Raw genomic sequence first — 23136 nt, forward strand, 5'->3', positions numbered from 1 at the left:
TGGCATAACGCTGAGTTGCTTTTTTGTCTGCGCTTTTTCGTTTTCTATGTATTTTCTATTAAGCTAATTTAGGTGTTTATTTTGAAGGGAGGTGACGGGCCATGTATGATTTGAAGACAATTCAAGACGCACAAAGACTGGTATTACACGATTCATTACATACATATAAAGTTAAGAATAGTCGGTCTAATATTGCTGGACAAGCCAAGGAAACCTCTACAAAGAAAGGGGCCATTGCGCTCTTCAGCAGTAAGGATTCGATGCAAAAAGCACATGGTGTTGTGGTCACCTCTTTTGAGGCACTTGATGCCATCGCTGATCGTATGACTCACTGGACACCCAATACTTTCAACTGGCTTGGCTATACGCAAAATCGGGCGAGTGTTCGGGGCCACCGGGAAAATAACCTCGCGCAAATTAATAGCCTGGTCGTTGATATTGATTTTTCTGACGCGGCGGAACGTGATGCCCGGGAGCAGGAAGTGTTGAGTGCGGTCACGGTTGCCGATTTATTTATTCCCACGATGATTTTGCGAACGTCTAAAGGGTTCCATGTCTACTACGTTTTTGATCAACCCATGTTTTTGCGGAAGAAACGCGGCCAGTTTCCAGTCTTAAAAGCAGCCCAGAAAATGTCTAGTTTTGTGCGGCAATGGATTCAAAAACGGGTGGCTGGGGTTGATGTAGGCTGCAATAATTTTGGAATTTTCCGAATTCCGCGTCAGGATAATCTGATTTTTTTTGATGCTAATATGTTGATCCAGGTGAGCGCTCTGATGAAGTGGTCACAATATTATGCTGCCCAAGTTCCCGTCACAGATCAACCTGGAGGTAAGGTGATTTCATTGTCTTCTGATGAGGGTCGTCAGGTTGACCAGACCTGGTTTAAAGCGTTATTGAAAGTGACAACAGTTAAGTCGGGGCATGGTTTAGCCCGTCATAACACCGTTATGACACTAGCTTTAGCGATGTACCAATCTAAAGTTTCTCAGCAGCGTGCGAGAGACGTTCTTGACGTGTTTAATTCAAATTTACATGAGCCATTGGTCGATCGTGAAGTTGTACAGTGCGTCAGAGACGCTTATTCAGGTGACTATCGAGGGGCCGCACTGAGTTATGTTCAAGGACTATTGGATCAATGGGTGCCTAATTTTTCAGGTAAAGTCGTTGTTGGGATTGGCTGGCATAAATTTGCTAAGCCACGTGCCGAACGACAATACAGCCATGCTAATGAATGGCGTCAAGATGTGTTAGCATTGATTAATCGAGTAGGAAAGTCTACCACGGCCGTCGCTATATCAACTCGTCAGATTCAAGCAGAGTTAGGAATTTCTCCCGCCAGTTTGAATCGAGTTATGAAACAATTACAAGCAGCATATCAAGTGAAAAAAGTTCAACGTGGTAACCAACCGGCTTTGCTGACGACGGTAACCATGTTATTTAAGTCGGCTATGGCGAAGCGTCGGACTCAAAGTCAGGTGTGGACAAGGTACTTAACACCACTAGTTCCTACAGTAGCTGTTAGTGGTTATGAGGCCGTTATCGATACGTTAGCGAGATTACATGAACATGATTTGGCGGGAGGCTTAGAGCCGCCATGGGAGTTTGAAAGGAAGCGCAGGTGGGGGTAAAAAGTGCTGCTATCAATTGCCATAGGTATATATCTAGGATAGGGTGCTCCTCTTGTTGGGTGCCTACGCTTAGAAGCTGTCTAGTATCTTTTTAGAAGCAATGAGATAAACGCTAAAGCAATCATTTGCAGACTAGTATTTAGGTGACGTTCGCAGTTTTTCCAAAGCCGGCGACACTTATCCAGCCAGCTAAATGAGCGTTTAATAATCCAACGTTGAGGTAGTACCTCAAACTTATGAAGTTCATTACGCTTAGCCACCTGTACGGTGGCTTTCAAATTAGTGTGAACATCTGCTGCAAAATTAGAACCGGTGTAGCCCCCATCAACTAGGACGGTTGATACTTGGCTTAAGTGGCTACTATTGAGAGCTAACATAGCACTAGCGCCATCACGATCGGATACATTTACTGTCGTTACATGAATTGCCTGAGGTAGTCCATTTATATCAACGGCTAAATGTCGTTTAATACCAGATATCTTTTTACCAGCATCATACCCCTTATGTTCAGCAGTATCAGTATTTTTAATACTCTGTGCATCAATTATGACAGACGTTGTTTTGGCTGAGCGAGATTGTCTGTCACGATAGTCAAAGACAATCTTTTTAAACAATCTTCCAGGATTGAATCCGCGGTTGGTGTCGGTTTAATCGGTAGCGTCAAGAATCTTGTGTAAATGAAATGCCTTCGTACATATAATATGTATCTAACTTAAATAAATGATGCTTCCAAGGTGTCCTGGAGTCCTTTGAACCCTCGGTGGATCCGCTTCAGAGACTTCTCGTTATAAACATTAAACTGAGAAACCAGGAAGCGATCCAGTGAATCTTCCGTTGGAAATTGTTCTTTGTGGTGGGTGGTGCGCTTGAGATGCTTATTAAAGTTCTCAATCAGGTTAGTGGAGTATAGTGATTGCCGGATAGCTGATGGAAAGTCCATGAAAGTGAGTAAATTCGGCATTTTAAGCAGATCTTTGATTAATTTGGGATAGGTCTGATGCCAGTTGTTGGCGAACTCATTCAGTTTCAGTTCGGCTGCTTCACGGTTGGCGGCCCGATGAACTTGTTTAAAGTCACTGATCACGGCCTTGCGGTCTTTTACGCGAAATTTGTTCATCAGATTCCGCCCAACGTGAACCAGGCAACGTTGTCGTTTGGCTTTAGGGAAATGCCGATTCAAGCCTTCATCCAAACCAACTAACCCATCGGCCACAAACAACAGCACATCTTTAACGCCCTGCTTGATCAAGGTTCCCAGCAGTTCAGTCCAGATTCCAGTCGATTCCGTTGGCGCCACTTGGTAGTTCAGCACTTCTTTCGTACCATCTGGACGAATGCCAATCGCAATATGAACGGCTTCTTTTTGAACGGTATCCCGCTTTAACGGCAAGTAAGTGGCATCTAAGAAGATGGCCGCATATTGTGAAGCCAGTCGACGTTGCTGGAAAGCTTGAACCTGTTCATTGACGGCTTTAGTCATGTTGGAAACTGTGGCTTTGGAGTAGTGAGCACCGTACATTTTCTCAATGAGTTCGGCAATTTCAGCAGTGGTAATTCCCTTGGTATACAACTGAATGACCGTTGTTTCTAAATTATCACTGTGCCGACCGTAGGCTGGCAAGGTATGATTTTCAAACCGGCCATTGCGATCTCGAGGAATGGTTAAGTTAAGTTGGCCGTACTTCGTATCAAACGAGCGCTCATAACTGCCGTTGCGGTTATTACCAGTGTTAATCCCAGCGTATGAGTAGCGTTCGTAACCCAAAAACTCTGCCAATTCGGTTTGAAGCAGCTGGTTAATCGCAATTTCGAGGTGGTGACGAAAAACTTCGTCCAAATCTTGCTTTTGGGCTAGTGCAGCGATAATTTCTGTGGTAAGTTCATTCATGGGGAATGCCTCCTGTGATGTTTTCTGTGGTTACTAAATATCATAAGGGAAGGCATTCCCTATTTCTATACAATTCAGAAATCTTTTATGCATTTACACAAGATATTTTACGCTCTCCAAAAACGAACCAAATAGATTATATTTGGCAGATTTGGAAGTAACAGCAAAAGACGTTTATATTAAGCGAGAGCCATTAAAATCGCCTGAACCCCTTGGTACAAGCGGACTTCTCAAAAAGAGAAACCCGCATGATACCGTTTCTGATACGTCTGAACCCCTTGGTACAAGCGGACTTCTCAAAAAGAGACAAGATCTAGACTATACTAATAATTTAGATACTAATAGATACAATATAGATACTCAAAAGTTGGACTTTTCCACAGCCAATTTCTCCCCAGCAGAAATTCAAAAGCAAAACCAGGATTTGGTGAACCATGCTAATGATTTCTTAACTGATGAAGACAGTGGCTTACCGGTTTTCTTAGAACCAGAAGCTGTGCAACTACTTAGTTTTTGGTGCCGTACCCCGCAACAAATGCGGCGCTTCATTGGCATTATCTTAAATGCTAAGTACCGAGTTGAGAAAGATCACAAAGATATTGGTGTCATAATCCTACTTGGTGATGAGGAACTGAGACCTTTAATGACTAAAGCCTTGAGACGCTACTTTAACGTCCTTAGAAGCAATGAGAAGCACATCAAGAATGTTGAGAACTACTTATACGGCACCATGCAAAACCTATTTGGCGTTTGGTGGAATAAACAAGCGGCTAGAGAATATGCAGCCAAACACCCCGAAGAACAGAACACTTACAATGAACCTTATTGGAATTAAACGCCGTATAAGCTCATTTAAGCCGTTTTAAGCATTACATGCATAATTATATTAAAATCGCTTTAAAATCGCTTAGAAGCAAAAATAGACACCTTGAGTGGCTGAATTGGCGCTTGGTGGAATAAACAAGCGGCTAGAGAATATGCGGCCAAACACCCTAACGATGAGCGTGCTTAAAACTAAAAAGCTATATAAGGCCATTTAAGCTGTTTTAAACAGATAGAGCATAATTATATTAAACGAGTTTTAAAATGCGCTTACGGGCACTTTAGGAACGTTGTATAAGTGCCATTGCGGAAAGGACAGCAAACTTAAATTCACAACTTTTAAAGAAGCAGGCTAATTGAGATGGTACTCAAAGATTAGTATAATGTGAGTAGTAATAAAGGGGGGGCGAGAAAATCATGGCAGTTAAGGAAAAGAAACGCGTACAAGTCCAGATTGACAAAGAATTGGCAGATAATACCGAAGCCGTTTTAAGCCAGTTAGGTCTAAACCCAACTACCGCGATCAATATGTTTTATAAGCGGATTGTTGCTAATGGTGCCTTACCTTTTAATGTGTCTTTAAGTGAAGAAGAAAGAGCTAATTTACGCTTTTTAAAGGCTACCAAAGAGACACCAGTAACAGAGTTCAAAGACGCTAAAGAAGTCGCTGATTGGCTCAATGATCCAGATGAGGACTAATGGCTTATCAGATTAAATAAATTAATAACTTGGAAGTGTGATGAACATGAAAGGTACAATCACAATTAATGACTTTTTTGAAATTGCCAAAGAAACTGATTTAAAAGATTTACTTGATAAGTCATTACATGAGCCAGATCCAGAAAAGCACAAAGTATATGACGCTTTATATACCTACTTTTTAGATAAAAGGCAAGATGAGGTTATTAAGCGAAAGGACTTTGTCCGTTGATAGATAAACCCCAATTTTGCAGATCAAAACCCAGAAGTAAAACCTAAAAATGATCCAGAAAATAAAAACGATCGGCCTAGTTATTAGGTTGATCGTTTTTTAATTTATCTGGTTTATGGGCGTTAACATAGTCAGCAAATATTTTTAAAAGTTCTTCGGTTTGTTCGACCGAGAGGTTATTAGCTTGGAAGTATTTTTCTAGCAAAGCTCCTTTTTGAATTAATCGGCGAGAACGGGCTTTGCGGGCTTGCCGATTTTCATAGTATTTAGATTGCCGTAATTTAAAATCTTCCCGCTCAATTTTTTGTTTTAAACGCGCTTGTTGCTCGACTAGTTTTTCATATTGATTAGACATGGAATTTCCCCATCTCGTATGGCTAATGATCTACGGACTTTACCTTTAAAAATTCAGAAAATTGCTTAGCTAAAAGCTTAATCTGATCGTTAGACAAATTAGCATAATCTAAATTGGCTTGACTGATGATTTGTTTACCTAGCCGTTGTTCAATCTTATTTTTTTCGTCCTTAATTTTTTGATTAAGGGCTTTTAATTTAGCTTCTTGTTTTTCTAAGTTACTTTGAGACATAACGATCCCTCCAATCATATTAGAAATAATCACCGACACTATATCATAAGGGAAACGTTAAGTCAAAGTATAAAAGTTGAAATAGCGAAGCGGAAGGCATACACTAAGTTAAAGTTAATAGAATCAGAAGACCGAGTGAAACGAGGTCAATGCGCACTTACACACAACAACTAAAGTTGGTTGTGTTATTGTGCTAAACTCTTGTATTAGAAGTCGCCGTTAGCGACAACAGAATCAAACTCCAAAGCAAAAAGAAAGATGGTGATCGACATGGCAATATTCCACATGAGTTTCTCTAACATTAGTGCTGGAAAAGGACGTAGCGCTATTGCCAGTGCCGCTTATCGAAGTGGGGAGAGGTTATTTGATGACAAAGAAGGGCGAAACTATTTTTATGCCCGGACGGTTATGCCAGAAAGCTTTATCTTGTCCCCCAAAAATGCGCCAGATTGGACGAGTGATAGAGAAAGGTTATGGAACGAAGTAGAAAGAAAAGATCGGCGAGCAAATTCTCGGTATGCAAAAGAGTTTAACGTGGCTTTACCCGTTGAACTCAACGAAGATGAACAGAAAGAATTATTGACAAAATATATTCAAAAAAAATTTGTTAATGACGGTATGGTCGCTGATGTAGCAATTCATAGAGATCACCCAGACAATCCGCACGCTCATGTTATGTTAACGAACCGCCCCTTTAACCCAGACGAAACATGGGGATTGAAAAGTAAAAGAGAAAACATATTAGATGAAAATGGAAACAAAACTTATACGGGAAATAGTCGCTTTCCAAAATCAAGAAAGGTGTGGCTAGTTGATTGGGATAAAAAAGAAAAAATCAATCAATGGCGTCACAACTGGGCAGTCAGTGTTAACCAAGTTTTAGAGCAAAAAAATATTCCGGATCGGATCAGTGAAAAGTCCTTTGTTGATCAAGGCATAGATGAGGTAGCAACCCAGCACGAAGGAATCAATAGCAAACGATATGAACGAAAAGAATTTAATCAACAAGTTAAGAACTATCGCAAGACCAAAGCTAGTTATAAAAATAATCAAGAAAAAGCAATCAATAGAGGTCATTTAGATAGCCTAAGTAAACACTTCTCATTCAATGAAAAAAGGTTGGTCAATGAGTTAAGCCATGAATTGAAAACTTATATTAGTTTGGAGAGTTTAGATGACAAACGCCGCATGCTATTTAATTGGAAAAACAGTACCTTAATTAAGCACGCTATTGGTGAAGATGTCACTAAGCAATTATTGACGATTAACCAACAAGAAAGTTCACTAAAAAAAGCAGATGAACTCTTAAATAAAGTGGTTGATCGCACGATTAAAAAACTTTATCCAGAGCTTGATTTTGAACAGACAACGGCCGCTGAAAGACGAGAATTAATTAAGGAAACCGATAGCGAACAAACCCTTTTCAAGGGTAGTGAATTAACAGAACGTTTAATGAATATTCGAAATGACTTACTGTCCCAGCAATTATTGACGTTTACCAAGCGTCCATACGTTGGCTTCAAGTTATTAATGCAACAAGAAAAGGAAGTCAAAAGCGAACTTAAATATACGCTGATGATCCATGACGATAGCTTAGAAAGTCTAGAACACGTCGATCAAGGACTACTAGAAAAGTATTCACCAGCAGAGCAGCAAAAGATTACTAGGGCAGTCAAAGACCTACGGACAATCATGGCAGTTAAACAAGTCATTCAAACGCAATACCATGAAGTATTGAAAAGAGCCTTTCCCGATGGTGATTTAGATGATCTTTCTCTAGTTAGACAAGAACAGGCTTATACAGCCGTGATGTACTATGATCCAGAATTAAAGCCATGCAAGGCTGAAACAATGAAACAATGGCAAGAAAAACCGCCGAAGGTTTTCAGTACCCAAGAACATCAATTAGGGTTAGCTTATTTGTCGGGACAGCTTAGCTTAGATCAGTTAGAAAATCATGACTTGCAACGGGTCTTAAAACATGACGGAACCAAGCAAATTTTTATTGGTGAGTGTCAAAGTGATCCCACGATTAAGACTAGCCAAATTGAACAAATCCAAAAGCAGTTAAAAGCACAACAAGCTAAGGACGATCAATACCGAAAAGCCAAAATGCGGCATTACGAGCCATTAAACTACAAACCAGTTAGTCCAAGCTACTACTTAAAGACGGCCTTTAGTGATGCCATTATGGTAGCCTTATATGCCCGAGATGAAGACTATCAACGGCAAAAACAAGCCCAAGGCTTAAAAGAGACCGAGTGGGAAATGACCAAAAAGCAACGAAAACATCAAACGAGAAATCGGCATGAAGATGGCGGCATGCACTTGTGATTACCCAATTAGTAACTGGTCATTCCATATGAAGTGCAGATTGCAACTTTGGATATGGTTTATCAAAGAAGATCAACTCATCAAAAACTTTAAGCCAGAACCCTATTTTGAACTGAAGGTAGATTGTAAAATTAATCCGAACGCTGTTCGGACAAAAAAGATCAGCTTCCTTTAAAATGGTGTTTACCACAAACCCATTTTTTAGGAGCTGATCTTTTGTCTAGTATAACCTATTCTGAACGAATTAAAATTGAAACCTTTTGTGAGCTAGGACTGACCAATATCCAAATGGCTGAGCGGTTAAAACGATCTCCGTCTACGATTTCTTATGAATTATCTCGTTGTCAACCTTATCAAGCTGAATTAGCACAGGCCAACGCTGAATATAAACGGGCGCATTGTGGCCGAAAAATAAACTGAATGCCAAATTAAAGCAAACCATTCTAAACCATTTACGTCTAAGCTGGTCACCAGAAGTGATTGCGCATGAGCTTAAACTAGCCACTAAATCTATTTATAATTGGCTATATCAGGGGAAAATTGAATTCTCCTTGAGTGAACTACCTGAACATGGGCTACGCCAACGGCGTAACCTTGACCAACGTTCTAAATATAATCAATCATTAGGGCGTTCAATTGAACAACGACCAATTGTGATTAACCAACGTAACCGCATCGGTGATTTTGAAATAGATACAGTGGTTGGACCTCGTGGACATAGCAAGGCTGCTTTATTAACGCTAATTGATCGCAAATCACGTTTTCTTTGGGCTTACCGATTAAAAGATCGGACAGCGGCGACTGTTAATGAAGCCCTAACTATGTTTCTAACAACTTTTAAGGGACCGGTACACACCTTTACTGTCGATCGTGGAACTGAGTTTAGCAATCTAGTGTCGTTTGAACCACAATACGGTATTCAGACCTATTACTGCCATGCTTACACGCCCGCTGAACGCGGCAGTAATGAACGATTCAATCGGAACTTACGTTATTTTTACCCTAAGGGGACTTGTTTTGAGCACATTAGTGCTCAAAATTTAACAACGACGTTACTCGAAATTAACCAGCGCCCCCTTAAAGTACTTAACTGGCAAACACCTTACCAAGTGATGCTGACTAATTTGTCAAAAAATTCGGATTAAATTTGCAATCTACCGACGGAAAACGTATTGATTAAGGAAGAATAGCGTTGCTGTATTTACTTAAAAATGCTAAAATAAAAAAGGGTAAAAGGCTTGATATCAACAAGCATAGAATCTTTGTTACGGTTGTTATTACTTGCTTACGAGGTCTTTTTAACTAAGATGTATTATTTATAAAAGATTAGGAGATGCATTTTTATGGAAATAAAACAGCGTTATAAGATGTATAAGTCTGGTAAAAATTGGGCTATTGCACCTTTAGTATTTTTTGGAATCGCTTTAGGTTTTCAAGCTGGAGTACATAATGTTTTTGCCGATGAAACGATTCAAAAGCCGCAAGTTGTCAATTTGAATTCTCCGGTCGAAGACAAAAAAGAAAATTCTACTTCTACTGATAGTCAGGAAGATACTGCTTCGGATAAAGATCCTATTCAAACTAATGGTGAAGAGAAGGTAGCAAATCAGTCTCAATCTGAGAAAACGGTGACTACTGATGCAGGCAGTAATCAGAAAAAGGCCTCTTTTGAAGAAAATGATGGACAAGCTGATGATCAACAACAGTTAAAAGGTAAAGATCAATTAAATGATGAAACTATCAATAACAATGATCAAAATAATAGAACTCAGAGCGACAATGTTAATGATAAACAGCAAAACAATGATCAAAATAATAGAACTCAAAGCGACAATGTTAATGATAAACAGCAAAACAATGATCAAAATAATAGAACTCAGAGCGACAATGTTAATGATAAACAGCAAAACAATGATCAAGCAGCAGTTGATTCACAAAAAGATTCTAACGAAGCTTTACGTAATGATTTAAATAAGCAACAACCATCTACTAGAAGTTTAGCTTTGAAAAATGATCAACCAAAGCAAGTTAAAGAAAACGGATTCTGGTATCTGAGCGATAAAAATGGACATAACTTAATTGGTTTTCAAAAAATAAAGGATCAAAATAAGACGGTTTACTACGCTGATAATGGTCAAATGCAGTATGGTCAGCAACATATTAATGATGCATGGTACTTATTTGATAATGTAACTGGTGCAATGCAGACTGGTTTCCAAAAGATTTCTAATCAAAATAAGACAGTTTACTATGCCAATAATGGTCAGATGCAGTATGGTCAACAAAAGGTAAATAATCATTGGTATTTATTTGATGATGTAACTGGCGCAATGCAGACTGGCTTACAAAAAATTTCTAATCAGCATAAAACAGTTTATTATGCTAATAATGGTCAGATGCAGTATGGCCAGCAAAAGGTAAATAATCATTGGTATTTATTTAATAATGTAACTGGTGCAATGCAGACTGGTTTACAAAAGATTTCTAATCAGCATAAAACAGTTTATTATGCTAATAATGGTCAGATGCAGTATGGTCAACAAAAGGTAAATAATCATTGGTATTTATTTGATGATGTAACTGGCGCAATGCAGACTGGCTTACAAAAAATTTCTAATCAGCATAAAACAGTTTATTATGCTAATAATGGTCAGATGCAGTATGGCCAGCAAAAGGTAAATAATCATTGGTATTTATTTAATAATGTAACTGGTGCAATGCAGACTGGTTTACAAAAGATTTCTAATCAGCATAAAACAGTTTATTATGCTAATAATGGTCAGATGCAGTATGGCCAGCAAAAGGTAAATAATCATTGGTATTTATTTAATAATGTAACTGGTGCAATGCAGACTGGTTTACAAAAGATTTCTAATCAGCATAAAACAGTTTATTATGCTAATAATGGTCAGATGCAGTATGGCCAGCAAAAGGTAAATAATTATTGGTATTTATTTGATGATGTAACCGGCGCCATGAAAACTGGCTTCCAGAAGATTTCCAATCAAAATAAAACAGTTTACTATGCCAATAATGGTCAAATGCAGTATGGCCAGCAAAAAGTAAATAATCATTGGTATTTATTTGATGATGTAACTGGCGCAATGCAGACTGGCTTACAAAAAATTTCTAATCAGCATAAAACAGTTTATTATGCTAATAATGGTCAGATGCAGTATGGCCAGCAAAAGGTAAATAATCATTGGTATTTATTTAATAATGTAACTGGTGCAATGCAGACTGGTTTTCAATTTATAAATAATCAAAATAAGCTTGTTTACTATGATCCGACAGGTAAGATGTTATACGGTCAACAAATTATTCATGGCAAACGGTACAATCTTAATAAAGTTACAGGATCCTTAAATGTTAATCCTGGTCAAAATTTAATTGATGGTCACTGGTATTTATTCGATAGTCAGGGGAAAATGAGGACTGGACTGCAACAAATTCCCGCGCAACACAAAACTGTTTATTACGCTAATAACGGTCAGATGCAATATGGTCAGCAAAAAATAAATAATTATTGGTATTTATTTGATGATGTAACTGGCGCCATGAAAACAGGGATAGTAACTTTGAGCAAAAAACAGACAGCTGACGGACCCAAAACAGTTTACTACGCTAATAATGGTCAAATGCAATATGGTCAGCAGCGTATTAACAATTACTGGTATTTGTTTGATGACAACAATGGGGCAATGAAGACGGGCTTCCAAAAAATTCCTAGCCAGAATAAGACGTTTTATTATAATCCACAAGGTCAAATGCAATATTCGTGGCAGAAAATAGATAATGATCAGTACTATTTCAATCCGACAACTGGAGCGATGACAACTGGTCAAGCAGCAATTGATGGTACAACATTTGATTTTTCTAGTGATGGAAAATTAGAAAGTTTAATGGCTTTTAGAAATTTATTGGCTCAACAAATTAACGAAAACTTGGACTATAAATTAAATGCTGATTGGCAAAGTGATCAGGATAATTACTTAGCGTTTGCATTGCATGACGCGGCTCAATTGGTTGCTCAAGGTGATTTAGACGCAACAGCAGCAGCAATTGAGAAGAATTTGTTAGAAAATGATAATTTAACTGGCACGGTTGCAGTGTATACTGCTGATGTGGAAGGCACCGATGTTCAAAAGGCTACAGCCAGTGGTACGGCAACATTTATGGATTGGTATCAAAATCAACTAAAGGATACGGATTGGACGGCTTTAGGAACTGGTGGAATTTTGGATTTAGCTAATCCAAATAGTTGGGTAGCTTCTTATATCCTATATCGTCCTGGACAAGATACCACATCTCAGGCAACAACAGCAACTTCAACCCCAGCTTATCAGGTAACTGCGACATATAAAAATGCAGGGGTAGTTAACGATGTGGCTAATCCACTTCAAGCTAACCAATCAGTCGCCGCAACTGATTTAAATTTAACAACTGTAATTCCTGAAAAATTATTACAAGGTACTACTAATAGCGAATTCAGCCAAACGGATTTGCAAAATATTTACCAAACGCTTCCAGGAAGTACAACTGCAATTGAGGGTACAAAGACCTATTATGATTCCCAAGGCAATCCATATCATTATCAATTTTGGTTAACAGGTCAATCAGCAACTGATAAAGAAAATAACTTTGTTAACCTTAATACTGGTAAAAAATATGGTGATCAATTATTAGTTCAACTTACAGCAACCCTTGTCTGGGGCAAACCAGTGGTCGCAGTTTCGGTAAATGCCGCTACTGGGATACCAACTTCTTCAATGACAGCTAATCAAATTGCTGCTGCCTATGAAAATGGTACAGATACTGGACTGCGTTATGAAGGCGTAACGGTTAAACCAATAGCTGGGATGACTGATGATACGATTCGCGGCGTTGATGTTTCAAGTTATACGGCTTTACAAGCAGCTGGGGTTCAATTCTATGATTTTAATGGTAAGCCTGCTGATTTGATTCAAGTTTTACATGAAGCTGGGGTTAATTATCTGCGATTAAGATTATGGGTTGATCCATACAATGCTACAAATCAAACATATGGTGGTGGTGCTTCTGATGAATACGGCGAGCTTCAAATGGCAAAAGAAGCAGCTAAGTACGGTATGAAGGTCTTGCTTGATTTTCAGTATTCCGACTTTTGGGCTGATCCAGGAAAACAAGTTGTTCCTAAGGCTTGGGAAAAAGAAAGTTATGATGAGATAGCTGAATCGGTTTATTTATATACTAAAAAGACCGTTTCTGATTTTAAAAATACTGGTGTGCAGATAGGTATGGTTCAAGTTGGAAACGAAATCACTAATGGACTTTTGGGAGTTATTGCCAGTCGAGATGCTAATGAATCATACGCGAATGTTTGGAATAATCCTGAAAGAATTTCTATAATAAGTTCGTATTTAAATGCTGGTTCAAAAGCAGTTCGTCAAGTAGTACCGGAAGCTAAAGTCGTTATTCAACTTGAAACTCCAAATATTCAAAAATATTCAACAATAATGACAGCTTTGGAAAATAGCAATGTTGATTACGATGTGTTGGGTTCATCGTATTATCCATTTTGGTCCACTAATGATAATAATGGAAATGGGCTCGGAAAAGGCGCAAATACACCGAATAATTTAGAAGCTGTTGAAAAAATGGTGAAAGAAAAATTTGGCAAAGAATTTGTTGTCTTAGAAACCGGTTGGGTTAATTCGCTACAAGATGCTGATGGCACTGGAAATTCTATTGGCACAAATCCAGCTATTTCGAAAATATATAACGATACCCCTCAAGGACAAGTTGATGAGTTAGAAGACATGTACAAAGCTATTATTAACCAAAATGGACTTGGAGCCTTCTACTGGGAACCAGCTTGGATACCAACAAAAGCAGGTTGGTCAAATTGGAGTTACAATAATCAAATGTCAGACTTATATGGAACGGGCTGGGCTTCAAAATATGCTGTTGGGTACGCACCAAACAATGTTATGTATTACAATGGTAAGCCAGCTTGGGGAGGAACGACATGGGATAATGTTACTTTATTTGATGATTTAGGTTATCCGTTACAGTCATTGAATGTCTATAATGGCATGCTGAATGGTTATCAGACACCGGCTACTTCAACTTCAACGATTAACTTGCAAGTCGACAGTGTTTATAATCAAGGAGTTGAACTACAATCTGGCAAACTGAAAGTTGGAGATGTTTTAACTACAAATAATAGTGATTTTCCAAGTGGTGTTGCTGATTCCCTTTTGACTGGAAAATGGCAATCAAGCATTGGTACAGCACAACTGGATAAGATTGCCGCTCAATTAAATGGAAATTCAACAGCGTTGGTTGATAGTAAAACTTATTATTCAACTGATGGTCAAGCATATCATTATGAATTTTGGTTGAGTGAAGGTGGCACTCAGGATCAAAAAGCATGGAACTTCACCAATGATAATCAAAATGCACTTTACGGAGCACCTTTAACAGCTCACGTTTCAGCAACTTTGGTTTGGGGTCCAGCTAAAGAAGAATCAATTTAGAAAAAAGGAGTTGCGGCTAAAAACCGCAACTTTTTTTAAAATCTATACTTACTGATATGAGAGCGTAAAATATCTTGTGTAAACGCACAAAAGATTTCTAAATTGTATAGAAATAGGGAATGCCTTCCCTTATGATATTTAGTAACCACAGAAAACATCACAGGAGGCATTCCCCATGAATGAACTTACCACAGAAATTATCGCTGCACTAGCCCAAAAACAAGATTTGGACGAAGTTTTTCGTCACCACCTTGAAATCGCCATCAACCAGCTGCTTCAAACTGAATTGGCAGAGTTTTTGGGTTACGAACGCTACTCATACGCTGGGATTAACACTGGTAATAACCGCAACGGCAGTTATGAGCGCTCGTTTGATACGAAGTACGGCCAACTTAACTTAACCATTCCTCGAGATCGCAATGGCCGGTTTGAAAATCATACCTTGCCAGCCTACGGTCGGCACAGTGATAATTTAGAAACAACGGTTATTCAGTTGTATACCAAGGGAATTACCACTGCTGAAATTGCCGAACTCATTGAGAATATGTACGGTGCTCACTACTCCAAAGCCACGGTTTCCAACATGACTAAAGCCGTCAATGAACAGGTTCAAGCTTTCCAGCAACGTCGACTGGCTTCACAATATGCGGCTATCTTCTTAGATGCCACTTACTTGCCGTTAAAGCGGGATACCGTTCAAAAAGAAGCGGTTCATATTGCGATTGGCATTCGTCCAGATGGTACGAAAGAAGTGCTGAACTACCAAGTGGCGCCGACGGAATCAACTGGGATCTGGACTGAATTACTGGGAACCCTGATTAAGCAAGGTGTCAAAGATGTGCTGTTGTTTGTGGCCGATGGGTTAGTTGGTTTGGATGAAGGTTTAAATCGGCATTTTCCCAAAGCTAAACGACAACGTTGCCTGGTTCATGTTGGGCGTAATTTGATAAACAAAGTTCGGGTGAAAGACCGTAAGGCCGTGATCAATGACTTTAAACAAGTTCATTGGGCTGCCAATCGTGAAGCAGCCGAACTGAAACTGAATGAGTTCGCCAACAACTGGCATCGTACCTATCCCAAGTTAATCAAAGATCTGCTTAAAATGCCGAATCTGCTCACTTTCATGGACTTTCCACCAGCCATTCGGCAATCACTCTACTCCACTAACTTGATTGAGAACTTTAACAAGCATCTCAAGCGCACCACCCACCGCAAAGAACAATTTCCAACGGAAGATTCACTGGATCGATTCCTGGTTTCTCAGTTTAATGCTTATAACGAGAAGTCTCTGAAGCGGATCCACCGAGGCTTTAAAGGACTCCAGGACACCTTGGAAGCATCATTTATTTGAGTTAGTTACATATTATATGTACGAAGGCATTTCATTTACACAAGATTCTTGACGCTACCAATTTTTTTTATGGCAACCCTAAAAAGTGTTAGAATTTGATTCAGAGCGTTATCAGCCGCTGTTAGAAACCATAGCATAAGCGGGAACAAGTGCGGTGGACCGCACTTTGGCCATTGCGATTGTGGTTCTTATGTACAGGTTTGTGCGGCTGATAACGCATTTGAAGGGAGAAATCACAATGAAAACCTATACGGACTATTTCTTTGATGAACCAGCGTTTGATCTCCACGATGGTGGGTACGTGCCGCTTGAGGTCAGTGATGCGCCTGAAAAGCACTTAAATGTGCCGCCGTTGTTGAAACCAGATAAAGAGACAGCGACCGACGTTTATTACACGGTGACAACAGAGGCTGGGGAAACACAACTGTTGCCAGGGGTGAAAACCAAGACGTGGGGCTATAATGCCAGTCTGTTAGGTCAGACGATTGTGTATCGCCGTGGTCAACATACACATGTGACACTGAAAAACACCCTGCCTGAGTTGACCACTTTTCATTGGCATGGGGCTAATGTCAGTGGCCCTTATGTTGATGGCGGATGCCATGCGCCGGTTTATCCGGGTGAAAGTAAGCATATCGACTTCACATTGGACCAACCGGCGACGACTTTGTGGCTGCACGCGCACCCGTGCCCATCCACAGCCGAGCAGGTTTGGCATGGTTTGGCTGCCATGGTGATTGTCAAAGACGACCATGAAGCCAGCCTGCCATTGCCAAGGAATTATGGCGTTGACGATATTCCGGTCATTTTGCAAGACCGGCGTTTTCACGAGAACAACCAGTGGGACTATCGGGCTGATTATGATCCTGACGGTGTTGCTGGGCCAACCGCAATGATTAACGGTACAATCAATCCCTATTTTGATGTCACCACGCAAAAGGTCCGGTTGCGTTTTCTGGATGGTGCTAATCGCCGTGAATGGCGGTTGCATTTTTCCGATGACCTGCCATTTACGCAAATTGGCGGAGATGGCTCATTGTTACCGGAACCGGTCAAATTCACCCATCTAATGCTGACTTGTGCTGAGCGTGCCGAAGTTGTGGTTGATTTTGGGCAGTACCATGAAGGCGATGTGGTCACCTTATATACGGATAATGTGCCATTGCTAAAGTTCCGCATTCATGCGTTCAAACCGGATCAGACAACTTTGCCTGATAAGTTGTTCGACGTGAAGGCGCCTGTGGTTGATACGGCTTTGCCAGTTCGCCATGTTGTGATGCAGGGGATGGACGAAGGTGTTGCGATTGACGGTAAAAAGTTCGCCATGCAGCGGATTGATGCCACGCAGCCAATTGGCAAAGCCCAGTACTGGGATGTTACCAATAGCAATGATGCGCCTGGAATGGTTCATCCATTCCATGTGCATGGAACCCAATTCTTAGTCTTGTCTCGGAATGGGCATGCGCCGTATCCAAATGAACATGGTTTCAAAGACACCGTTGGCGTGAATCCTGGGGAAACAGTTCGGCTGCTGGTTCGCTTTGATCTGCCAGGGGTTTATATGTATCACTGTCATATCATTGAGCACGAAGATGGCGGCATGATGGCACAGATTGAAACTTTCGATCCAGCCAAGCCAAAGCAAGAATATAAATTGATGGATATGGATACGTTAATGATGGCCTTGGCTAAAGAACGTGGCGTCAAACCATCTGAGATTTGGATGGGCGGTATGCAGTCTTATGAAAAAATGGGAATGAAAATGTAAACGTCCCACAATACTAATATAGAAAAAGATGATTTTAATATGCACTCTCCAACGATCAAACATCGCGGGGCTTTTGTCGCCACGTTACTGACAGGTACCTTTTCGATGTCAATTTCGCAGTCTTCTTTAAGCACCGCTTATCCTGCTTTTATGAAAGCTTTTGGTTTAGGAGCGGATACAGTTGCTTGGCTGACAACCGGCTTTATGTTGGTGATGACCTTGATGATTCCGGTTAGTCCATGGCTGTTGCATAATGTTCCTTTCCAACGGCTTTTCCAAGCGATTGAACTCATTTTTGCCATTGGGACAGGCTTATGTATCTGGGCACCGAGTTTTATCGTGCTCATGATTGGCCGGTTGCTTGAAGCGATTGCGGTCGGGATTATTTTTCCGAGTTTCCAGACCGTGTTGCTGACGATTACGCCGCATAGTGAGCGTGGTCGGGTGATGGGCACGGCGGGATTGGTCATGGGCTCAGCCTTGGCAGTCGGTCCGATTATTTCCGGTGTTTTACTGACATGGTTCCCTTGGCAGGCTTTATTCTTGTTCTTCTTGGTCGTTTCGCTGCTTGTGCTGGCCGTTTCAACGGTGACCATTGCGTCTGTCATGCCATTGCAACCGACGCAACTGGACTGGGTCTCCTTCCTTTTATCCGCAAGTTTTCCAATTCTACTTTATGCCTTGGGTGCTTTGTCGAAAAAAGGCTTAACTGTTGGCGTGGTTGGTTTGTTGATTTTAGGCGTTCTGGCAGCTGGTATTTTCGTTGTTCGGCAATTGAATCGCCAACCACCAATGTTGCAAATGCGAGTTTTTGCCACTGGTATGTTTACTAAAGCGGTGTTTCTGACCGGAATTTCATACGTCGGTTTGATTGTCACCACTATCCTGATGCCGCTTTACTTTCAAACGCTACTTGGTTTGTCACCGTTGATTTCTGGCTTGTCCTTAGTGCCAGCTGCGGTGTTGCTGAGTATTTTGAATCCAATTAGCGGGCGCCTACTGGATCGCTTTGGACCGCGTGTTGTGGCCATGATTGGCATGTTGTTGATTACTGGCGGCTTTGGTCTGTTAGCAGTCTTTGCCCATCATTTACCACTGATTGGGGCAGTTATGTTGGCGATGGCGACTGAAGCCGGCAATGCCTTTGTGATGATGCCTTCAGTGACGGCTGGCGCGAATGCCTTGCCGAATGAGCTTGTGGCAGACGGCACTGCGGTCACAACGACGGCTCGTCAGTTATTCGGTTCTGCCGGTGTCATGTTCGCCACAGTGTTGTTGGAGGGCATGCAAAACACGCTGCGAAGTCATGCTGGCGGTTTTGCTGTTACCTTCGCTGTGTTTGCTGGTGTGGGCCTGATTGGCTTTTTGCTGGCATTGACGTTACCAAAAGAATTCGTGAAGAAAGTGGCGTAGTAGCAAATTTGTGCTTCGCATCTACCAAAATGACCGCCTACCCAAAAGTAGACGGTCATTTTGGGACTCTATGTCAAACATCCTAAAGTTTAAAGTATAGAGATAAGTGACATAACTTAACAGTTGTGGCCTCTTTTTTGATACTGTATAATTAAAGGGTTAGAACCGTGTCATTACTTAATGACATAAGTAAGGAGATAAAAAGATGAAATATGGCTATGCGCGGGTCAGTACCACTGATCAAAAATTAGCAAATCAAATTGAGTTACTAAAATTGGCAGGAGCAGGAAAAATCTTTCAGGAAAAGTTTACCGGCACAACTACTGAACGACCGGAGTTTCAAAAACTGTTGCGCACTCTAAAAACAGGTGATACTTTGATTGTCACTAAGCTGGATCGGTTTGCGCGGAACACGCGCGAGGCATTAGCCATTATCCAAGAGTTGTTTAAAGAAAATGTCAAAGTCAACATTTTGAATATGGGCTTAATTGACAATACGCCGACTGGCCAATTAGTCTTTACAATATTTAGCGCCTTTGCGCAGTTTGAACGCGATATGATTGTCACGCGCACACAAGAAGGTAAATTGTATGCCAAGCAACATGATCCGTTGTTTCGGGAAGGGCGACCGAAAACGTATTCTGATGAACAAATCAGATTTGCTTATGAGCTGCGAAAACAAGGCATGACCTACAAGATGATTGAACGAAAAACGGGGATTAGTAAACGCACGCAGCAGCGACGGTTTAAGTTAATTGAGAAACCAAGTGATACTTCTAAAATCTAAGACAGGTGAAAGATCATGAAAAAGGATATTTTAAATTATTTCCAATTTTGAGGACTTGGTAATCCGAACCTCAAATTACATCAGTTGGTTTAATTCCGACAGAATTAGAACGAGTGTTTAGAAAAAGATGTGCCATTTATTGACATAGGAGCACTTATATGGCCCAGACGGAGCGGAAGAAAATTCGTGAGCGCCAGCGTCAAGGAATTGAAATTGCTAAGGTTAATGGGAAATACCGCGGAACTCGGCCGGTATACGCCGAGGACTCGCCTAATCCGCAGAAACGGTTTATTTATCATCGAATCGTTGAGCAGTTAAGAAATAAAGCAACCGGTGCCCCAATTAGCTACCGAGCAATTGCGGCTGAAACCGGCGTCTCGGTTCAGACTGTCATTAATATCAAGAATCGGTTGAATGAAGAAGTTCTCGAATAAAAGGTTAACCGGGATTCGTTGATTTTAACTGAATATCGAACATTAAACATTTGCCAATATCTAATTGTAGTTAAAATTGAAAGGGAGATAAACGAGATGATCGATATTAATTATGGAAACTACACGCTTTTTCAATACCTAATCATTGCTTTTATTTTGTTTCCGATTGAGATTATTCCTTCATGGTTAATAATAATGATTTATGCGGTCATCGTTTTAATAATTTTTAGTACGCTATTAAAACTTTTTGAGCGTAGGAATCCGTGTTTCAAAGAAAACAATCATGTGACAACAGTACCGTGGTTACGTACCACACTTGTCGTCTTATCTACTGCGATGTTACTTATTATATTGATAATTAAAGATAGCAGTGTAGATTTTTTAATCTACTACGCATTAATTGCAGCGCCTCACGTAATTTCAGCATACTTTTCAACAAGTAGAAGAGCACATTTTTAAATTAGATGTTAAATAGGCGCATTCTGAGAACACTTTCGCTTTTTATAATGGAGTTCTCTCTTTTCCAAAACGCTGCAAGCTTCGAGTAATTAAGGTGGTGTTGATCTACAGCAATTTGAATATGACGAACAATAGCATCATTGATAGCCTGGTAGCTATCAATGATGCTATTGTTCGAGTAAGCGTTATTGATGTTAAAGTGTGAAGATTGAAGAGACGTAATTTTTAACGACTGACTTTTGAAAATTCATACTTGTATGTAAATATGAATTTATGAAAGTATACAAATATGAATGTTACAACACGGGATAGAGAGTCTATGACGCTCGTAATCAAGAAGCATAGTGAAGATAGTAACTAGTGGTATCAAATCTAGTTATACAATTATAAATTCATACTTGTATAAATTTATAATTTTTTTCGAGTTCTTTTCTTCTTTTCATCTTTCTCACGTAGTTGGGCTACCTTCATATCAAACATCTGTCGTTCGACCTGACTCATTTTATCAATTTGTGGCTGCATTTGATCTCCAAGTAACTCATAGGTGTAACTAAATGCTGATTGATCAAGTAGTGCCATAAACTGATAATATTGTTCAGCTGGCAAAACTAAAGATTTTCGTTCACTCTTATTACCGAATCCTTGAGTGGACCTAGAGCTATTATTGGTTTCTATAGTTGGTTCAGGTCGATATAGGGTTTTTGGCTGCGGATCAGGTTTGTATGACTTATCGAGTAATCCTGATCCTTTTTTTAATGTATCTTTTTCAGAATTATCTTTTGTGAAAAAACCGGGTTTTTTTTGTCTTGATTCAGTCATCATTTGTCACTCTCCATTAAGTTCACGCGTTCAATGAATTCATTCGTCAGATTATCTAAGAATGAAGTAAAAATATCTTTGTCCCAGTAACTATCATTTCGTAGACCGTTTCGTGGTGCGGATTGTAGACGGCGCTTGTAAGGAACAATTGTCTTAAACATATTTTCTTTTCCAAAGAAGTTCACGGCATCTTGCATTACAGTTTCGTCAATACTTCCGGATCGCTGCATTTGATTCGGTAGAATACCGAGTACATCAGTTGGCACGCCGAACTCGTTTACCTTCTCTGGTAGCTCGTCTGGATTGAAAATGAAGTTGTGGGCCCCGTCCAGAGAATCTGATTGAGTTTGAAAGGCGACAAGGACGTAATCACTCGCTCCTACAGCGGAGTCAGTATAATCAGAAGAGGTTGGTGGTGTGTCAATGAAAATGAAGTCATAGGTTCCACGGCTTTTGAGAGGTTCAAGTAATTCTCTTAAAAAGAAGAGCTTTTTCGATTTAACTTCGTGGTAATTGGCGTCCCCTTCTTCGGCGACACCATACTGTTTGCTAAGATAATTTGTTAGATTCTTTAAATCATAATGGGCCGGAATAAGATCTAAATTTGGGAGTATGTTGACGACTAAATCAGTTAGATCATGGTCTCGGATTCCGGCCATCATTGTTTTGTCTAAGACAAAAACTGAATCTGGTTCGTTATGTTCTTTTGTTACTACGAATGATTTTGTAGTATTGGATTGTGGATCTTCATCTACGACTAGCACATGATAGCCGTGGAGAGACAGGCTGTAGGCTAAGTAACGAGTGATTGTGCTCTTACCGGCGCCACCTTTTTGATTTGCAACAGTAATTGTGAGGGGCCTTTTTAAATTTATTTTTTTCAATTTCTAAGCACCACGCTTTCATAAATGTATGAATTTATAACAAAATAAGTATAACTTGAATTGTTGTTTTTGTCAAGGATCCTATTGCTATTGACAATAACTGCTTTACAAAGGCAATTAGTTCAATCATACATACATGAATTCATTTATTTATAAATTCATGTATGTATGAATTTATAAATATAAAAAAGAAACCTCTTTATTTTGAAGAGATAATGAGGTACACTTCTCTTATAAATAAGAAAAGCGCCAACCAACGGGAATTGGTCAGCACTCGAAAAAAATCTTTTTCAACTATGAAGATTATACCAGCAAAATGGTGAGATGTCGAGAATGGTGTGATTTCAAAACGGTAGGGGACAAGCTGCCGGGTAAAGACTAAGGGGACACGTGTGGTGAGCGACTTCTGCGCAAATTCACTGGATCTTTTTAATTAGATCCGAAGGCGGTAATTTTTAAAATTTAGAAGTTTATTCGGGAGTAGGCGGACTATTCCTAACCTAAGCAACT

Annotated in this window: 17 protein-coding genes and 3 pseudogenes; 14 read left to right on the forward strand and 6 right to left on the reverse strand. The window is 40.0% G+C overall.

The window, feature by feature from the left end:
• Positions 1–101: 101 nt before the first annotated feature.
• Positions 102–1631: a primase C-terminal domain-containing protein gene (locus tag PECL_RS09065; RefSeq protein WP_014216274.1), complete on the forward strand. Its 1530-nt coding sequence runs from the start codon at positions 102–104 to the stop codon at positions 1629–1631.
• Between the two features lie 80 nt (positions 1632–1711).
• Here PECL_RS09065 and PECL_RS09070 read toward each other — a convergent pair.
• Together PECL_RS09070 and PECL_RS09075 are read right to left on the reverse strand one after the other, a co-directional pair.
• Positions 1712–2218: pseudogene (locus PECL_RS09070) on the reverse strand (IS5 family transposase); the annotation flags it as partial.
• 125 nt (positions 2219–2343) lie between these two features.
• Positions 2344–3519, reverse strand: a complete 1176-nt coding sequence (locus tag PECL_RS09075) for an IS256 family transposase (RefSeq protein WP_014216276.1) — start codon at positions 3517–3519, stop codon at positions 2344–2346.
• A gap of 427 nt (positions 3520–3946) precedes the next feature.
• On the opposite strand from PECL_RS09075, the gene PECL_RS10380 reads away from it, so the two are divergent.
• The 4 genes and pseudogenes from PECL_RS10380 to PECL_RS10075 all read left to right on the forward strand — a co-directional run.
• Positions 3947–4354, forward strand: coding sequence for a replication initiation protein RepA (locus PECL_RS10380; protein WP_324608742.1), 408 nt, complete (start codon positions 3947–3949; stop codon positions 4352–4354).
• Positions 4355–4758: 404 nt separating this feature from the next.
• Entirely contained in the window at positions 4759–5040 is a 282-nt protein-coding gene (locus PECL_RS09085; protein ID WP_003660204.1) for a type II toxin-antitoxin system RelB/DinJ family antitoxin, read from the forward strand.
• Between the two features lie 46 nt (positions 5041–5086).
• Entirely contained in the window at positions 5087–5272 is a 186-nt protein-coding gene (locus tag PECL_RS09090) for a hypothetical protein (RefSeq protein WP_014216277.1), read from the forward strand.
• Positions 5273–5284: 12 nt separating this feature from the next.
• Positions 5285–5359 (forward strand): annotated as a pseudogene (locus tag PECL_RS10075) (zeta toxin family protein); the annotation flags it as partial.
• On the opposite strand, the gene PECL_RS09095 reads toward PECL_RS10075, so the two are convergent.
• Both PECL_RS09095 and PECL_RS09100 read right to left on the reverse strand, forming a co-directional pair.
• Positions 5349–5627: a hypothetical protein gene (locus PECL_RS09095; protein ID WP_014216278.1), complete on the reverse strand. Its 279-nt coding sequence runs from the start codon at positions 5625–5627 to the stop codon at positions 5349–5351. The pseudogene PECL_RS10075 and the gene PECL_RS09095 overlap by 11 nt on opposite strands.
• Positions 5628–5649: 22 nt before the next feature.
• Complete coding sequence (locus tag PECL_RS09100; RefSeq protein ID WP_003555660.1) at positions 5650–5877, reverse strand: hypothetical protein; 228 nt, start codon at positions 5875–5877, stop codon at positions 5650–5652.
• 252 nt (positions 5878–6129) lie between these two features.
• On the opposite strand from PECL_RS09100, the gene mobQ reads away from it, so the two are divergent.
• From mobQ to PECL_RS09145, 9 genes and pseudogenes are all read left to right on the forward strand, one after another.
• A complete protein-coding gene (gene mobQ, locus PECL_RS09105) occupies positions 6130–8193 on the forward strand; it encodes a MobQ family relaxase (protein WP_041534810.1) in 2064 nt (687 codons plus the stop codon).
• A gap of 216 nt (positions 8194–8409) precedes the next feature.
• Positions 8410–9338: pseudogene (locus tag PECL_RS09110) on the forward strand (IS30 family transposase).
• A gap of 198 nt (positions 9339–9536) precedes the next feature.
• Positions 9537–14711, forward strand: coding sequence for a glycosyl hydrolase 53 family protein (locus PECL_RS09115; protein WP_014216280.1), 5175 nt, complete (start codon positions 9537–9539; stop codon positions 14709–14711).
• A 175-nt stretch (positions 14712–14886) separates the two neighbouring features.
• The gene (locus PECL_RS09120; protein WP_002328814.1) at positions 14887–16062 is read left to right on the forward strand and encodes an IS256-like element IS1310 family transposase; all 1176 of its coding nucleotides are present in this window, start codon (positions 14887–14889) and stop codon (positions 16060–16062) included.
• Positions 16063–16300: 238 nt separating this feature from the next.
• Positions 16301–17830: a multicopper oxidase family protein gene (locus PECL_RS09125; RefSeq protein WP_041534811.1), complete on the forward strand. Its 1530-nt coding sequence runs from the start codon at positions 16301–16303 to the stop codon at positions 17828–17830.
• 39 nt (positions 17831–17869) lie between these two features.
• Positions 17870–19243 (forward strand): MFS transporter, encoded by a 1374-nt coding sequence (locus PECL_RS09130; RefSeq protein ID WP_014216282.1) that lies wholly within the window; start codon positions 17870–17872, stop codon positions 19241–19243.
• A gap of 205 nt (positions 19244–19448) precedes the next feature.
• Entirely contained in the window at positions 19449–20030 is a 582-nt protein-coding gene (locus PECL_RS09135) for a recombinase family protein (protein ID WP_014216283.1), read from the forward strand.
• 158 nt (positions 20031–20188) lie between these two features.
• Complete coding sequence (locus tag PECL_RS09140; protein WP_081478638.1) at positions 20189–20464, forward strand: serine integrase family protein; 276 nt, start codon at positions 20189–20191, stop codon at positions 20462–20464.
• Between the two features lie 96 nt (positions 20465–20560).
• The gene (locus PECL_RS09145) at positions 20561–20923 is read left to right on the forward strand and encodes a hypothetical protein (protein ID WP_014216284.1); all 363 of its coding nucleotides are present in this window, start codon (positions 20561–20563) and stop codon (positions 20921–20923) included.
• Positions 20924–21331: 408 nt separating this feature from the next.
• Here PECL_RS09145 and PECL_RS09150 read toward each other — a convergent pair whose 3' ends face one another.
• Positions 21332–21745: a hypothetical protein gene (locus PECL_RS09150; RefSeq protein WP_014216285.1), complete on the reverse strand. Its 414-nt coding sequence runs from the start codon at positions 21743–21745 to the stop codon at positions 21332–21334.
• On the reverse strand, positions 21742–22617 hold the full coding sequence (locus PECL_RS09155; RefSeq protein ID WP_041095789.1) for a ParA family protein: 876 nt from the start codon (positions 22615–22617) through the stop codon (positions 21742–21744). Before PECL_RS09155 ends, PECL_RS09150 begins: the two co-directional genes overlap by 4 nt.
• Between the last annotated feature and the right edge of the window lie 519 nt (positions 22618–23136).

It is taken from the genome of Pediococcus claussenii ATCC BAA-344, from assembly GCF_000237995.1.
Taxonomy (GTDB): Bacteria; Bacillota; Bacilli; order Lactobacillales; family Lactobacillaceae; genus Pediococcus; species Pediococcus claussenii.

Excerpts from the sequence above, each read along its gene's own strand:
- PECL_RS09065 (WP_014216274.1), top strand. The coding sequence starts at position 102 with ATGTATGATTTGAAGACAATTCAAGACGCACAAAGACTGGTATTACAC.
- PECL_RS09075 (WP_014216276.1), bottom strand. The coding sequence starts at position 3,519 with ATGAATGAACTTACCACAGAAATTATCGCTGCACTAGCCCAAAAGCAA.
- PECL_RS09085 (WP_003660204.1), top strand. The coding sequence starts at position 4,759 with ATGGCAGTTAAGGAAAAGAAACGCGTACAAGTCCAGATTGACAAAGAA.
- PECL_RS09090 (WP_014216277.1), top strand. The coding sequence starts at position 5,087 with ATGAAAGGTACAATCACAATTAATGACTTTTTTGAAATTGCCAAAGAA.
- PECL_RS09095 (WP_014216278.1), bottom strand. The coding sequence starts at position 5,627 with ATGTCTAATCAATATGAAAAACTAGTCGAGCAACAAGCGCGTTTAAAA.
- PECL_RS09100 (WP_003555660.1), bottom strand. The coding sequence starts at position 5,877 with ATGATTGGAGGGATCGTTATGTCTCAAAGTAACTTAGAAAAACAAGAA.
- mobQ (WP_041534810.1), top strand. The coding sequence starts at position 6,130 with ATGGCAATATTCCACATGAGTTTCTCTAACATTAGTGCTGGAAAAGGA.
- PECL_RS09115 (WP_014216280.1), top strand. The coding sequence starts at position 9,537 with ATGGAAATAAAACAGCGTTATAAGATGTATAAGTCTGGTAAAAATTGG.
- PECL_RS09120 (WP_002328814.1), top strand. The coding sequence starts at position 14,887 with ATGAATGAACTTACCACAGAAATTATCGCTGCACTAGCCCAAAAACAA.
- PECL_RS09125 (WP_041534811.1), top strand. The coding sequence starts at position 16,301 with ATGAAAACCTATACGGACTATTTCTTTGATGAACCAGCGTTTGATCTC.
- PECL_RS09130 (WP_014216282.1), top strand. The coding sequence starts at position 17,870 with ATGCACTCTCCAACGATCAAACATCGCGGGGCTTTTGTCGCCACGTTA.
- PECL_RS09135 (WP_014216283.1), top strand. The coding sequence starts at position 19,449 with ATGAAATATGGCTATGCGCGGGTCAGTACCACTGATCAAAAATTAGCA.
- PECL_RS09140 (WP_081478638.1), top strand. The coding sequence starts at position 20,189 with ATGGCCCAGACGGAGCGGAAGAAAATTCGTGAGCGCCAGCGTCAAGGA.
- PECL_RS09145 (WP_014216284.1), top strand. The coding sequence starts at position 20,561 with ATGATCGATATTAATTATGGAAACTACACGCTTTTTCAATACCTAATC.
- PECL_RS09150 (WP_014216285.1), bottom strand. The coding sequence starts at position 21,745 with ATGATGACTGAATCAAGACAAAAAAAACCCGGTTTTTTCACAAAAGAT.